At 35.0% G+C, this 14,933-nt stretch carries 14 protein-coding genes; 6 read left to right on the top strand and 8 right to left on the bottom strand.

Features of this window, described 5'->3' with window-relative positions; genetic code table 11:
• The first annotated feature begins 26 nt into the window (after positions 1-26).
• From ACFS3A_RS05030 to ACFS3A_RS05015, 4 genes are all read left to right on the top strand, one after another.
• A complete protein-coding gene (locus ACFS3A_RS05030) occupies positions 27-245 on the top strand; it encodes a hypothetical protein (protein WP_379824303.1) in 219 nt (72 codons plus the stop codon).
• A gap of 24 nt (positions 246-269) precedes the next feature.
• Positions 270-881, top strand: coding sequence for a hypothetical protein (locus tag ACFS3A_RS05025; protein WP_379824301.1), 612 nt, complete (start codon positions 270-272; stop codon positions 879-881).
• Positions 882-1,092: 211 nt separating this feature from the next.
• On the top strand, positions 1,093-1,743 hold the full coding sequence (locus ACFS3A_RS05020; RefSeq protein ID WP_379824299.1) for a VOC family protein: 651 nt from the start codon (positions 1,093-1,095) through the stop codon (positions 1,741-1,743).
• 62 nt (positions 1,744-1,805) lie between these two features.
• A complete protein-coding gene (locus ACFS3A_RS05015; RefSeq protein ID WP_379824298.1) occupies positions 1,806-2,204 on the top strand; it encodes a tautomerase family protein in 399 nt (132 codons plus the stop codon).
• Positions 2,205-2,266: 62 nt separating this feature from the next.
• Here ACFS3A_RS05015 and ACFS3A_RS05010 read toward each other — a convergent pair whose 3' ends face one another.
• The 5 genes from ACFS3A_RS05010 to ACFS3A_RS04990 all read right to left on the bottom strand — a co-directional run bounded on the left by ACFS3A_RS05010 (position 2,267) and on the right by ACFS3A_RS04990 (position 10,860).
• The gene (locus ACFS3A_RS05010) at positions 2,267-4,267 is read right to left on the bottom strand and encodes a heavy metal translocating P-type ATPase (RefSeq protein ID WP_379824296.1); all 2,001 of its coding nucleotides are present in this window, start codon (positions 4,265-4,267) and stop codon (positions 2,267-2,269) included.
• A gap of 328 nt (positions 4,268-4,595) precedes the next feature.
• On the bottom strand, positions 4,596-5,879 hold the full coding sequence (locus ACFS3A_RS05005) for an efflux RND transporter periplasmic adaptor subunit (RefSeq protein ID WP_379824294.1): 1,284 nt from the start codon (positions 5,877-5,879) through the stop codon (positions 4,596-4,598).
• Between the two features lie 2 nt (positions 5,880-5,881).
• On the bottom strand, positions 5,882-7,165 hold the full coding sequence (locus ACFS3A_RS05000) for a TolC family protein (protein ID WP_379824292.1): 1,284 nt from the start codon (positions 7,163-7,165) through the stop codon (positions 5,882-5,884).
• A 124-nt stretch (positions 7,166-7,289) separates the two neighbouring features.
• Positions 7,290-10,439: an efflux RND transporter permease subunit gene (locus tag ACFS3A_RS04995; protein ID WP_379824290.1), complete on the bottom strand. Its 3,150-nt coding sequence runs from the start codon at positions 10,437-10,439 to the stop codon at positions 7,290-7,292.
• A gap of 97 nt (positions 10,440-10,536) precedes the next feature.
• Positions 10,537-10,860: a DUF6660 family protein gene (locus ACFS3A_RS04990; protein ID WP_379824288.1), complete on the bottom strand. Its 324-nt coding sequence runs from the start codon at positions 10,858-10,860 to the stop codon at positions 10,537-10,539.
• Positions 10,861-11,094: 234 nt separating this feature from the next.
• Between ACFS3A_RS04990 and ACFS3A_RS04985 the strand changes: the two genes are divergently transcribed.
• Positions 11,095-12,216: a hypothetical protein gene (locus ACFS3A_RS04985; RefSeq protein ID WP_379824286.1), complete on the top strand. Its 1,122-nt coding sequence runs from the start codon at positions 11,095-11,097 to the stop codon at positions 12,214-12,216.
• 10 nt (positions 12,217-12,226) lie between these two features.
• Positions 12,227-12,985 (top strand): porin family protein, encoded by a 759-nt coding sequence (locus ACFS3A_RS04980; RefSeq protein ID WP_379824284.1) that lies wholly within the window; start codon positions 12,227-12,229, stop codon positions 12,983-12,985.
• A gap of 184 nt (positions 12,986-13,169) precedes the next feature.
• On the opposite strand, the gene ACFS3A_RS04975 is transcribed toward ACFS3A_RS04980, so the two are convergent.
• From ACFS3A_RS04975 to ACFS3A_RS04965, 3 genes are read right to left on the bottom strand one after another with little or no spacing between them, the layout of a single operon-like run.
• Complete coding sequence (locus tag ACFS3A_RS04975) at positions 13,170-13,763, bottom strand: chemotaxis protein CheB (RefSeq protein WP_379824283.1); 594 nt, start codon at positions 13,761-13,763, stop codon at positions 13,170-13,172.
• Entirely contained in the window at positions 13,745-14,554 is an 810-nt protein-coding gene (locus tag ACFS3A_RS04970) for a CheR family methyltransferase (protein ID WP_379824281.1), read from the bottom strand. Before ACFS3A_RS04970 ends, ACFS3A_RS04975 begins: the two co-directional genes overlap by 19 nt.
• Before the next feature lie 7 nt (positions 14,555-14,561).
• Positions 14,562-14,927 (bottom strand): response regulator, encoded by a 366-nt coding sequence (locus ACFS3A_RS04965; RefSeq protein ID WP_109192962.1) that lies wholly within the window; start codon positions 14,925-14,927, stop codon positions 14,562-14,564.
• Between the last annotated feature and the right edge of the window lie 6 nt (positions 14,928-14,933).

Here is a 14,933-nt window from a genome sequence, read left to right as displayed (position 1 = left end):
TATAAACCGAATTAAATCAATTATTTATGGAAAAATTAGCAGATAAATTCACAGTCAGTTTATACTTATATCAGATCGCTTTTTTATTGCATATAATCTTGACAGCCCTAACTGTTTATTATGTTTTAAAGAATAAAGACAAGTTTAGAAATCCTTATTTATTAATCGTTTTTTCATTTTTATTCCCTTTTATTGTTTCGGTGCCACTGGTATTTTCTTTAGCAAAAAAGAAAGTCATTTTATAGAATTATTAATTTGAATATCTCATTATGAAATCATTACACCTTATCATTGTTCTTTTTTTAATTTGCAACACTTCGTTTTCACAAGAAATAACCAAAGAAATGCTTGAAAAAAGAGATGCAAAAATTGATTCTCTCAGAAAGATTGATTTTTTAAATTATAATTACAAATACCTTGATAAAAATTTTAAGATTAAAATCCCCAAAGAGATTTACGAAAAAACGGTTATTGATTACAAATTCTATCCTGAAAGAATAAATAAATACAAAGACTCACTTGGAGTCGTTTTGATGGCCGAGTTTAAAGATTGGGATGCTGTGAGAATTTCAGAAAACAGAATCAATTATCAGTGGAAAAGAGTTGGTCATCATATCTGGATGAGCGAAAATGAGGTTTTGGAATTAGCAAAAAAGTTGAATGTAAAAATGCCTTATAGGCTTCAGGAACTTTTTCAAAATAATGATCCGAAAGTAGCATCTGAAATTCAAGAGCTTAGAAATAAATTGTTCTTAAAATTTAAAAAAGAAGAACTTAACACTATGCCTTCAAAACAATTGTTGTTATTTGCTTTCACTAATAATCCAGAGATTATAGAACTTAAAAATAATTATCATAAACAAAAAGCTAAAAAAAACTGATTTGTATTTTGCCCCAACAATTTTGCAAATCTTATAAGCTCTTTTCATTTTTGAAAAGGGCTTTTTTATTTATAAAGAACAATTCTTCAATACTTTTTCATTATACTTTTATTGAAGCTTAGAATACTCTAACAATCCCAAGAAAGACTTCATTTTTTAAATTTGTTTAAAACAAGCAGAAGCATTAATTCTTCTAAAAAAAATAAGCATTATGAAATTAGAAAAAATCCAAATTCAGACCAGCAATATTCAAAAAACAACTGCTTTTTATCAAGACATCCTGGAACTTTCTATTATAGAAAAAACGACCAATTCTGTTAGTATAAAGGCAGGAAATTCCATTTTAAAATTCATTGAAGAACCGGGCTTCAAATCTATTTATCATTTTGCCTTTAATATCCCCGAAAACAAACTGGCTGAAGCAATTCAATGGTGTCGTAACAAAACCGATTTAATTGTAATTGAAAATCAAAATGTCATAACGAATTTTGAGAACTGGAATGCACATGCTATCTATTTTTATGATAACAACGGTAATTTATTAGAGTTCATTGCCAGACATGATTTGCATAATTCGGAAACAGAAACATTCAGTTCTAAATCTATTTTAAATATAAGCGAAATCGGAATTGTAAATGAAAATCCGTTGGAATTAGGAAATGAATTGATCTCTAAATATGATTTAAACTTTTTCTCTAAAAATACAAATAGTGAAGCTTTTGCTGCAATTGGCGACGATGAAGGTTTATTGATTATGGTAAGACCCAATCGAAATTGGTATCCGACCCAAACACCTTCTGAGAGTAATAAAACAGAGATTAGCTTAGAAAATAACGGAAGTGTTGTTTATCTTCAATTTTAAAATTTCTTATTTTTATAAAAAACCTCATCCTCGTTAAATAAATAATTAAAAAAATACTTAAAATGCCATTTGTACGTATTAGTCTGCCGAAAAAACTTTCGCTGGAAACCAAAAACAATATTTCAGAATCCATTCATCAGTCTTTAATTCAGGAATTTAATATTCCCGCAGCCGATTATTTTCATGTGATTGAAGAACTGGAAGCCCACCAGATAAAATATCCTGAAAGTTATCTGGAAATTTCACATTCAGATGAGATTATTTATGTTCAAATAACGGCAGGACAAGGAAGAACTCTGGAGCAAAAGAAGAGATTATATCATCAAATTGCGACAAGGATTGCTTCAACTACTTCAATTTTAATCAATAATGTTATTATTATTCTGTTGGAGAATAATGGCCTTGAAAATTGGTCTTTTGGAAATGGCGAAATTCAGGAGCAGAAACATTTGAAAAAGTAAATCAAATTGGATAAAGTAAAGCGCAATTCATTTATTTGAATTGGGCTTTCTTATTTTTTAAACTAAAACTTCATTTTCTGAATTCTAACCGCATTCAAAATCGCCAACAACGCCACACCAACATCCGCAAAAACAGCTTCCCACATTGTGGCAAGTCCTCCAGCGCCAAGAATTAAAACAAAAGCTTTGACAACAAAAGCCAAAGTAATATTTTGCCACACGATTTTTTTGGTTTGTTTTCCAATATTAATCGCCATTGCAATTTTGCTTGGTTTATCGTCCTGAATGACAACGTCGGCAGTTTCGATTGCAGCATCGCTTCCTAAACCTCCCATTGCAATTCCGACGGTACTTAAGGCAATTACCGGTGCATCGTTTACACCATCGCCCACAAAAGCAATAGTTTCGTTCTGCGCTTTAATTTCGTTTACTTTATTGACTTTATCTTCAGGAAGTAAATCTCCAAACGCTTTTGTGATTCCGAGTTTATCAGCTACAAACTGAACGACATTTGTTTTATCACCACTTAACATGGTCAGTTTTACACCTAAAGATTTTAGTTTAGCAACTGTTTCTTTAGCATCTTCTTTAATTTCATCTGCAATGGTTAAATAACCCGCAAACTTTCCATCGTACGCAATAGCAATTGTAGTATAAACTATTGTTGAAGGATCAATATCATATGAAATATTGAATTTATCAAGCAATTTGAAGTTGCCAACAAACAGTTCTTTTTCATTAAAAACAGCTTTTAATCCATGCCCTGAAATTTCTTCTACATTTTTTAATTCAATAGAAGGATCAATTGCCCCTACATGATTATGAATTGCAGTGGCAACAGGGTGTGTACTTCTGCTTTCTAAAGCATTAACCAATTTTAGAATCTCATCTTTATCAAATTCGGGTTTTATAATAACTTCCTGAACCTTAAAAACTCCTTCTGTCATAGTTCCTGTTTTGTCGACCACAACATTCTGAATTGTAGAAATACTGTCCAAAAAATTACTACCCTTAAACAAAATACCATTTTTACTGGCAGCACCTATTCCACCAAAATAACCTAACGGAATACTAATAACCAATGCGCAAGGACAAGAAATTACCAGAAAAACCAAAGCTCTGTAGAGCCAGTCTGAAAAAACATAATTATCGACAAAAAGCATCGGTACCAAACAAATAGCAATTGCCAGATATACCACAATTGGTGTATAAATTTTAGCAAATTTTCGAATGAACAATTCTGCAGGTGCTTTTTTGGTCGTGGCATTTTGAACCAATTCCAAAATTTTAGACAATTTACTGTCGTTATAAGCAGTAGTAACTTTTACTTCTGCGATGGTGTTTCCATTTATCATTCCGGCCAAAACGGTTTCCCCTTTTTTCTTGGTGTCAGGTTTACTTTCCCCCGTTAAAGCCGCGGTATTAAACGAAGCAGAATCTGATAATAATTCGCCATCCAAAGCTAGTTTTTCTCCTGCCTTAAGCTGTACAATTGCTCCAATCTGAACGTCTTTTGCCTTAGCTTTTACAGCAATATTATTTTCCAGAATATTTACCTCATCCGGACGTTGATCCAGTAATCCTTTGATACTCGATTTCGCTCTGCTGACTGCCATTCCCTGAAAGGTTTCGCCAATAGTATAAAACAGCATAACAGCAACTCCTTCCGGATATTCTCCAATCGCAAATGCACCGATTGTGGCAATACACATTAAGAAAAACTCAGAGAAAACATCGCCTTTTACAATACTTTCATAAGCTTCTTTTAAAACAGGTAAACCAACAGGAAGATACGCAATTGCATACCAAGCAATTCTAACAATTCCAGTAAACCAATTTTGAGGAAAATAATTATCAAAAGCAATTCCGATTAACAGTAAAACAAAGGATATTATAGACGGCAGAAACAGTTGAAACAAACTGCCTTCTGTATTGTGTTCGTGATCATGTCCTTCGTGGTCATGTCCGTCACTTTCTGTATGCACAGGTTCATCATGTGAACAGCAACAGGATGGTTTGGGTTTATTTTTTATATTTTTTACTTCTTTATCTTGATGTATCATGGGAAAGTTTCAAGTTTTGTTTGTTTCAAGTTACAAGTTTAAACTTTATTTAAATATGCTCTAAATTTAAGCATTTTGTGGTAAAGTTTATTGCCAGAAAGACACCAAGACCCTAAGTTTTTTTTAAGTTAGATTGAAGGTTTCTCGCAAAGTCGCAGAGGCGCAAAATTTTTTCTCATTTTATGTCATCTTGACACCGGAGAAATGAGAAATATTTCGTTTATTCTGTATGTAAAAAACTTTGTGCCTTCGTGTCTTTGCGAGATTCTTTTACTAAAATTTATAAAAAAAACTTAGAGTCTCAGCGTCTTCGTGGCAAAACCACTTCTTAATGAGTATGTTCCCCTCCGCCTTTCATCGCAGACAATAAATAGAAAGCGCCTTTAGTAACTATTTTAGCATTAGAATCAATCTTCTCTATAAACTTAATTTCAGTAAAACCTAAATCCGTTGTTCCAGGCATTACTTCAACTGCTTTAAAGTGAATTTCTTTTTCGTGAGCTTCTTCTTTTTCGTCTGCTTCATGTTCGTGTTTTTCCTCGGCATGTCTTTCTTCCTGAACAAAAACAAAGTATTTATCGGCATTTTTGACCACGGCATCTTTTGGAAGTGCCGGAACTGTTGCATTGGTGATATTAATATTTGCAGAAACATACATTCCCGGAATCAGACCTTTGGCATCGGCTGGATCAATTTTGGCGTGTACTGCAACGGTTTTACTTTCATTAGAAAATGATTTATTGATTCCGAAAATCTTTCCTTTAATCGATTTATTGGATTGATTTGTAAGAACAAAATCAATTACCTGACCTACAGAAATAGAACCTAAATCTTTTTCATATACATTCAAATCCAAATGCATCTGACTGTTGTCTACCACTTCAAACAAAGAAACTCCTGTATTGGCAAAAGCACCTTTGGCAATATTAATTTTCCCTACATAACCGTTTATTGGTGCAACAATAGGAACTAAAGACGAACTTCCTTTTGCTCCAACATGCAGTGCATCTAATTTGTTTTTTGCTGCCTGAGCACGGGCTCTTTCCGCCGCCAATTTGGCTTTTACTTCCTGAAATATCTTTCTTGGATTTACATTTTCGTCGCTTAATGTTTTTTGACGGTTGTATTCTAATTGCAAATATTCAACATTAGCCGTTGCCGACTGATATTCTTCCTGCATTTCGATTACTTCCAGATTTTGAATTGTTGCCAAAACTTTTCCTTTGTTTACATAAGTTCCTTCCAAAACAAATATATCCTTTACTGTACCTCCAATTAAAGTCGAAACCTCAGCTGAATTTTGAGGAGGAACTGTAGTATAACCATTGGCTTTAATGACTTTGTTGAGATTTCTGTCTTCTACAAATCCTGTTTCAATTCCTACGGTTTTGTATTGCGATTCTGTTAAAGCAACTTCTGTACTTGACTTTTCTTCTTCTTTGGGTTCTTCAGTTTTCTTTTCATTACAGCTTGTTAAAGTAACCGCAAGGCACGCAAAGATAAAGCGCAGGGCACGCAAGGAAATCAAACTTTGCTCCCGATAGCTATCGGGATTGCGCTTTACCTTAGCGTTCTTTGCGGTTAAATCTCTACTACTAAATATATTTTTCATGATTAATTGTTTTTGATGGTTGGGAATTGGAGTTCGATGGCACTTTGATTGTAGTTGTGAGTAGCTTCTGCATATTGTTTTTTAATATCAATTGCCTGATTCAAAAAACTGATGTATGACCAATAACTCATATCGCCATTGGCATAGCTTTTCTGTGCTGTTTCTATAATTTGATTTGCATATTGCACTCCTTCGTTTTGATAATAATCCAGGTTTTTCTGCTGTTTTTTGAAGTTGTTTTGCAATTCTTCTTTTTGCAGATTTAAGATCATTTTATTTTTATCTAAAGCCAGCTGCGATTGCGAAATACCAATTTCTGCCGCTTTGGCTTTCGTTGTATTCACTCCTCCAAACAACGGAATCTGTAATCCTGCCGTAAATCCTTGAAACAACGATTCGGTATTTATTGTTTGGGCAAAATAGCCTAAACCAACTTTTGGTGTCCGCAACGCTTTGAATGTTCTTGCCTCTTTCTGATAAACCGAAACCTGCTGTTGATAAAGCTCAGTTATCAAATTCTCTGCTTTCGAGTTTTGTTGATTTTGGACCAAAACATATTGCAATGCTGTGTTTTGATCTGGAACAATATTCTCATTGGTCTGAATAAAAAACTGAAGCTGTTTTTGATAAATTGCTAAATCATAATTTAATTGTTCTTTCTGTGTTTCAATTTCTTTGACTTTTGCTTTCGCAGAAATCACTTCGATATTCCCACTTTCTCCTGTTTTGAATCGGAGCTCGGCATTCTTTAAAAATTTAGTGTAAATATCATTCAGTTCCGAGTTTAATTTCTGGATCGAAACGCCGTACAGATATTGGTAATAGGCTAATGTTACCGCTTTTTCTATTTCATAAGATGATAAAGCTTTTCTTTTTTCGGCCAATTTTGCCAATTCTTCTTGTAATTGTCTGTTGGCTTTTGTGATATTGCCTAACGGAAAAAACTGCTGTACGGAAACATTATGATCAAAATCGACACTATTGAACTGACCGCCCTGATACTGCACCTGAAGTGGATCGGGCTGGAAAGCGGCTTTTTTGAGAACAGTTTGTTTCTCGATTTCTTTATCGGCTATTTTTAAGTCGATGTTGTTTGATTTGGCTAATTCTATTGCTTTTTCTAACGATATTTTGGTTTGTGCAAATGTTGTTGTGGTTGCCAATAGGAATATGCTTAACCATAAAACTTTATTTGCCAATAGGATTTCACTTAACCGCAAAGTTCGCAAAGGAAGCGCGAAGTTCGCAAAGGTTAACTTTCTTGATTTATATAATAATTTTTTCATTTTCTTTTAAATTTTATCTCTCGCAGATTTGGCAGATTGAGCAGATTTTTTTGATTCTTTCTAAATCATCTGCCAGATCTGCCAAATCTGCGAGAGAAATTTATTTTCTACACGCAGTAAAATATTATCTAATGTTCTCATTTTCTAATTTTCTAATTAGATCTTTGCGGTTAAACTTCTCCAGCATTAAATACAAAATCGGTAAAACGATTAAGGTTAATAAAGTGGCTGAGACTAAACCGCCGATTACTACGGTTGCTAGAGGTTTTTGTACTTCTGCCCCGCCGCTTGTAGATAATGCCATTGGCAAAAATCCTAATGAAGCAACAGCAGCTGTCATTAAAACCGGACGCAATCTCGTTTTGGTTCCGATAATGATTCTTTGAAACGGATCTGAAACTCCTTCCGTTTTCAATTGATTGAAATAAGAAATCAATACAATTCCGTTGAGAACTGCAATTCCGAACAGCGCGATAAATCCAATTCCTGCCGAAATACTAAACGGCATTCCTCTCAGCGAAAGCGCAAAAACACCCCCAATCGCCGATAACGGAATCGCTGTAAAAATTAGCAATGCTTGTTTGACGCTTTTGAAAGTAAAATACAATAAGACCAAAATCAGTCCTAACGCAATTGGCAAAGCAACCGAAAGTCTTTTGGAAGCTTCAATTAAATTTTCAAACTGTCCGCCGTACGTCACATAATAGCCCGCCGGAAGTTTAAAACTTTGATCCAGTTTTTGCTGAATTTCTTCCACCACACTTTTAATATCTCTTCCGCGGACATTTAAACCAACAGTGATTCTACGTTTTCCGTCTTCGCGGATGACCTGCACCGGACCTTGTTCGTAATCCACAGAAGCTACTTGCGAAAGCGGTACCTGCTGACCATTTGGAAGCGGAATAAACAAATTGCTTACATCGGTAATATCAGCACGATTGTTTTCATCCATTCTTACAACAACATCAAACCTTTTGCTTTCGTCATAAATTTTTCCGGCACTTTCTCCGGCAAATGATGAACGGATAATTTGATTGATATCGGAAATATTCAATCCGTAAAGGGCGATTTTGTCGTAATCGTATTTAACTGTAATCTGTGGTAAACCTGTGACTTTATCGGCTTTTAAATCTCCGATGCCATCGATTCCTTTTATTTTTGAAATTAATTCTGTCGCTTTGGCGTCCAGGATTTCCAAATCGTCACCAAAAATTTTAATAGCAATATCAGACCGGCTTCCTGTCATTAATTCGTTAAAACGCATTTGAATAGGTTGAGAAATCTCAATATTGGCTCCTGGAATTACTTCCATTTCTTCTTTCATGGCGTTGGCCAATTCTTCCCAATTGTGATATTTGCCTTTCCATTCTTTTTTGTCTTTGAGAACAATAATCAAATCCCCGCTTTCAATTGGCATTGGATCGGTTGGGATTTCGCCGCTTCCTATTTTGGTTACAATCGTTTTAATTTCTGGGAATTTCGCTTTTAAAATCTGTTCGTATTTCGTCGTAGTTTCGACCATCTGCGAAAGCGAACTTCCCGTCATAATTGTAGCGTTGATAGCTAAATCGCCTTCTTCAATGGTTGGAATGAATTCGCCTCCCATATTTTGAAAAATAATAAAAGCCAAAGCAAATAATCCGATTGCAGCTGCAAGTACAACTTTTTTAAACGCTAAAGCTTTATTCAACAAAGGCGTGTATTTGCCTTCAAGCCATGCAATCATTCGATCGCTAAAGTTTTCTTTGTGTTCTGTTTTTTTGGAAAGAAACATAGCACTCATCATTGGAATATAAGTCAGAGAAAGAATAAAAGCGCCAATAATGGCAAATCCAACTGTCATCGCCATCGGTTTAAACATTTTTCCTTCTGTTCCAATTAAAGCCAGAATCGGCAGATAGACAATTAGAATAATAATTTCTCCAAAAGCAGCACTGTTTCTAATTTTTGAAGCCGAGTTATAGACTTCATCGTCCATCTCTTCCTGAGTAAGCTCTTTTTTATTTTTGATTTTCTGCAGATGATGCATCGTGGCTTCTACAATAATCACGGCGCCATCGACTATGATCCCGAAATCTATTGCTCCGAGACTCATTAGATTGCCACTTACGCCAAAGGCATTCATTAAAATAACAGCAAACAGCATCGCCAGAGGAATAACCGAAGCAACGATTAATCCCGCACGAAGGTTTCCTAAAAATAAAATCAGCACAAAAATCACAATTAAAGCTCCTTCTAAAAGGTTCTTTGCTACCGTTTTGATCGAATTATCAACGAGTTTTCCTCTATCAATAAACGCTTCGGCAACCACGCCTTCTGGAAGGCTTTTGTTTATTTGTTCCATTTTTTCGTGCACTCTTTTTACAACAGCGCTGGAATTTTCTCCTTTCAACATTAAAACCATTCCAGAAACGATTTCTCCTTTTCCGTCTTTGGTAGAAGCCCCGTAACGCAATGCCACGCCCTCACGAACCTGCGCCACATTACGAACCAAAACCGGAGAACCATTTCGATTTTTTACTACGACATTTTCAAGATCTTTTACACCTTTTGCCATTCCGACACCGCGGATAAAATAAGTGTACTGATCTTTCTCAATATAAGCACCACCTGTATTTTGATTGTTTTTTTCTAAAGCATCAAAAATTTCGGTTATGGTGACACCCAAACTGTTCAGCATATTGGGGTTTACGGCGATTTCGTATTGTTTTAGTTTTCCGCCCCAAGTACTTACATCAGCAATACCACGAATTCCCTGCAATTGCGGAATAATAATCCAATCCTGAATCGTTCTTAATTCGACCGCACTGTATTTGTTTTCATAGCCTTTTTTGGCATAAACATCATATTGATAAATTTCGCCCAAACCAGTTGTAATAGGCGCTAATTCGGGAGAATTAACGTAATCGGGAATATTTTCTTCGGCTTGTTTTAAACGCTGGAAAATCTGTTCCCGCGCCCAGTAAATATCAACATCGTCTTCAAAAACAACGGTAACAACTGATAATCCAAAACGCGAAATACTGCGAAGTTCAATAATATCCGGGACTGTTTTTACAGCGCGTTCCAGTGGATACGTAATTAACTGTTCCACTTCCTGACTTGCCAAAGTTGGCGCAGTAGTAATAATCTGAACCTGATTATTGGTTACATCCGGAAGAGCATCAAGTGGTAATTTTTTAAGCGAATAGCTTCCCCAGGCAATAAGCACAAGGGTAAATAATAGTATAACGAATTTGTTTCGTATACTAAACTGAATGATTTTATCTAGCATTTGAAATATATAATGACATGAGAAATGAGACAACTAAATTGTCTGTAAACATGTGGAATGTCCACAACTCTCTAACCCGAAACTAATCGGGTAATCATTATACTATTTGAGGGGGCTGCCAAATACTTCCGTAGAAATCGGAAATAAAAACAGATTGGTAAGTTGGTAAAGGAATTGAAATAAGATTGTAAGACATAGGAAACTCAAAGTTTACAGGAGTCTGATAACTTAAAACCTGAGCACCACAACAATTGCAAGCACAAAATGGCGAACACAAATCATTGTCTTTATCATGCGAATGATTGTCTTCTGAGGCAAACTGTGCTGTTTTATGCATAGCACTGTTCACTTCCATATCTGCGCAAGGCATATTTGAAAGTGCCATCAAATAAATTGACATTACAATTGCTATCCATTTCATGAGTGTAAAAATAATAATTTATTGTTTCCCTTTTCAAAAAAAACATAATCAACTGATTGTTAACTACATTTATTAAAATTTTAGACGCCACAAAAGAATTTTTAGTTAACTTTAACACTAATTACCACATATTCTACACTCCAAAAAAGTAAAAGACAAGCCGAAATTCCTTCAGAATACATTAGTACATCATTATTTCAAGCAGTTTTATTTAACAATTAAACACTCTAGTCAATGAAATGTAATAAACTAATATCAGCCTTTTTCTTATTATTTAGTGTTCCTTTTTTTGGTCAGGTCTACACCGACAAAATCGTAGGAGAAAAAAATCAGCAATTAAAAGACAGTTTAAAAGTAGAAGAATACCCATATGCACTGCCTATCTGGGGAGAAAAAGTGGCTCAAAAGGGCTACAAACTTCCTTACTCTGCCGGATTATCCATCAATTATTTTTGGCAGGATTCTCAAATCAATATCAGTAATTTGGAAGTCGGTTTTAATAACAGTCCAATGTTTAATCTGGACGAGATCGTTCGTTTTGATAAATCTTCTGTCGAAGCGGGCGCTCTTACTATTCGACCTGATATATGGTTACTGCCTTTTTTAAATATTTATGGAATCTTTGGCAAAGCCAACACAGCAACTAAAATTAACGCCGGAATCTGGGTTCCTGACGCTGACAATAATTGGTCTCAGGTCGCTTCTTTTAGCACAAAAGCTAATTTTAATGCCACTACTTTTGGTTTGGGTATGACACCGACAATTGGAATTGGCGGCGGCTGGCTGGCACTAGACATGAATATGGCATGGACAGATATTAGTTCATTGGATAAACCTGCTTTTTCGTATGTTTTTGGACCAAGATTAGGTAAAACTTTTAAACTTCATAAAAAAGATCAAAATATTGCGGTTTGGGTTGGCGGTTTTAGGGTTCATATTTCCGGAGATACAAACGGAAACATTCCCCTATCTGATATTTTTGACCTCAGTAATGCCCAGCAAAAAGTAGATAACGGATTGGCAAAAGTAGATGAAAATCAAACCAAAGTTGACAATTGGTGGAACGGTTTGACTCCTGCACAACAGGCAAATCCTGTAAATAAAGCAAAACATGAAACGGCAAATCGTGCCTTAGACCGAGCCGGAACTTTTTTAACACATTTAGATGGGGCATTAAGTACAGCTGATAATTCGACTGTGCAATATTCTTTACAAAAAGCGCCAAAAGATATGTGGAACTTTATCATGGGGACACAGTATCAATACAATAAACATATCATGTTTCGATTTGAAGCTGGTTTCCTGGGCAGTCGTACACAGTTTTTAGGAGGTCTCCAATATCGCTTTGGACTTTAAACCCATTCTTATGAAAAAAGGTTTATTCATACTTCTCGCTTTCTTTTGTATGAATCAGGCGAAATCTCAGGTTTTGATATCCCTGATTTTTGGAGACAAACTCAATTCGCCTTTTTTAGAATTTGGTCTGGAAGGCGGACTTAATCTTTCGGATATTTCGAATCTGGAAAGTTCTGGAATGAATCCGGGTTTTAATCTTGGCTTTTATTTTGATATCCGATCCAAAAAAAATCCCGCTTGGATGATTAATACCGGAGTTATTGTTAAATCTCCAATGGGTGCAAGACATATTCCTGTTTATTCTTTAGAAGATGAAAATCTCGATAATACTTTTGAAGGCGGGACTGTGAACAGAGAAATTCGATATTTTAATGTTCCGATTTTAATTAAATATCAATTTAAAAACAGAATTTACGTTAAAACAGGCCCGCAATTAGGACTTTTGGCTTCTGCCTTTGATGAATTTTCAAATGAAATCAATAAAAATGATGTTACGTACAAGAAAAAGATAAGAGACGAAATTCGTGTGATTGATGCCGGAATTGCTCTGGGAACAGGATATCATATGAATGTCGGTAACGGTTTAAATATTACTATTCAATATTACTACGGATTAGTTCCTGTGATGAAAGGAGATGGGCCAAATGTCTATAACAGATCTTTGTACTTGACTGCCGGAATTCCTATTGGAAAAGGAAAAGCAGCACAAAAAAGAGCTGAAAAAGAAGCTGAAATAAATAAAGTTATTCTGCCTGAAGATGAGAAATAAAATAGTTTGTGCTATATACTTTCGATCTATTTGTAAACACATAGAAACATAGATTTTTGTTTTTACAAAAGAGAACAAGAAAGAAACTAGTTTCTAACACATAGCTCTATATATATTAATGCAAGTGAAACGCCTTTTAGACAAAGAAAATCTATGTTTCTATGTGTTTAAAAAATAAAATTCTCTAAGCAGTTTCCTGATTTATTCCTTTTAAAAATTCAAGAATTTCTTCTGTCTTCAAAATAAAATCTGGTGAGGCATGTAAAATTGCATTATTCGGCATGAAAGACATTTCTGCTGAAAGCGGATTTTGAACCACAGTTGTTCCTCCTGCTTGCTTAATAGCTTTTATTCCAACGGTTCCATCAGAGTTAGATCCGGACAATAATATTCCAATTAATTCTGAGCCATATATCTCCGCAGCCGATTCGAAAGAAACGTCTATGCTTGGTCTGCTGTAATTTATTTTCTCTGAAGTGTCCAACGAAAGGGTTTCGTCTTTTTCAAACAGCAAATGATAGTTGGAAGGTGCAATATAAATAAACCCTGTTTTTAAGGCCACTTTATCTTCAACTTCTTTTACATCTACTTTTGATCTTAAGGCTATTAAGTCTTCTAAGGTTTGTTCGTCTGAGTTTTTTCTGTGCACCACAATTACAATGGCAAAAGAAATAGGATTTTCTACAAAAGGCAAAATGTTTAATAATGCCTGTAAACTCCCCGCCGAACCGCCGATTATAACTACTTTACAATATTTTATTATTTTATTTTCCTCCATATTTTCTCTTTATCAAACTGTTTGTATTTGGTTGGAGAGATAGAATACTTTATTGTTTCTTTTGTTCCAAGTGCTATAAAACCAAGCATGGCCAGACTATCATCAAAAAGATTTATAACTCTTTTCTGTAGATTATTATCAAAATAAATTAGGACATTGCGACACATAATAAGATCAAACTCATTAAAAGAAGTATCTGAAACCAGATTATGCTGTGAGAAAACCATTTTTTCAGAAAGGCTTTCGTTGAATTTGGCAAAACCATAATTGGCAATGTAATAATCGGAAAAATCTTCCTGCCCGCCGGAATCACGGTAATTATCGGCGTAATCCTTTATCATTCTTAATGGAAAAATACCACTTTTTGCCGTTTCTAAAACAGTGGCATTGATATCTGTTGCATACAATATCGATTTATGCAGCAATCCTAATTCTTTAAGCATGATGGCCATCGAATAGACTTCTTCGCCTGTAGAACATCCGGCATGCCAGATTCTGATAAAAGGTTTGGTTCCTAACAAGGGCAGAATTTCTTTTCGAAGTGTGAGATAAAAAGACGGATCACGGAACATTTCTGTCACGTTTACCGTAATCTCATCAATCATTCTTTTGCAATACTCCTCGTCTGTTCTGACTTTTGATAAAAACTCATGAAAATGCTTAAAACCTTCTAAATAGAAAACCCTATTTACGCGCCTTTTAAGTGAAGCTCTGGAATAGCTTCCAAAATCAAAACCATAATATTCGTAAACTTCATTTATAAGCGTTTCTAGTTCAATATCTTCAATCATAATTCATTTAAATTTCTCCCAGGATTTGAAGTAATTTATCAACATCTACGGGTTTTGAGATGTATGCATCTGCTCCAGCCTCTAAACATTTTTCTCTATCTCCTGTCATTGCCTGTGCCGTTACGGCAACGACAAATGTATTCTCTTGTGACGGAATAGCCTTTATAAGCGGAATGGCTTCATAACCGTCCATTTCCGGCATCATCATATCCATTAAAACAGCATCAATCGAACTGTCATTTTTTAATATTTTTAAAGCCTCTTCTGCACTTAAACAAGATAAACACTCAAAAGATCTAGCCTTTAAAGTGTTTACTAATGCAAAGATATTTCTGGAATCATCATCCACAATCAATACCTTTTTCTTTTCCATTTACAG

The organism is Flavobacterium notoginsengisoli, from assembly GCF_042686225.1.
Lineage (GTDB): Bacteria > Bacteroidota > Bacteroidia > Flavobacteriales > Flavobacteriaceae > Flavobacterium > Flavobacterium notoginsengisoli.
Note: the sequence above shows the minus strand (reverse complement) of the source record. Positions and strands in the feature narration are given on the sequence as shown.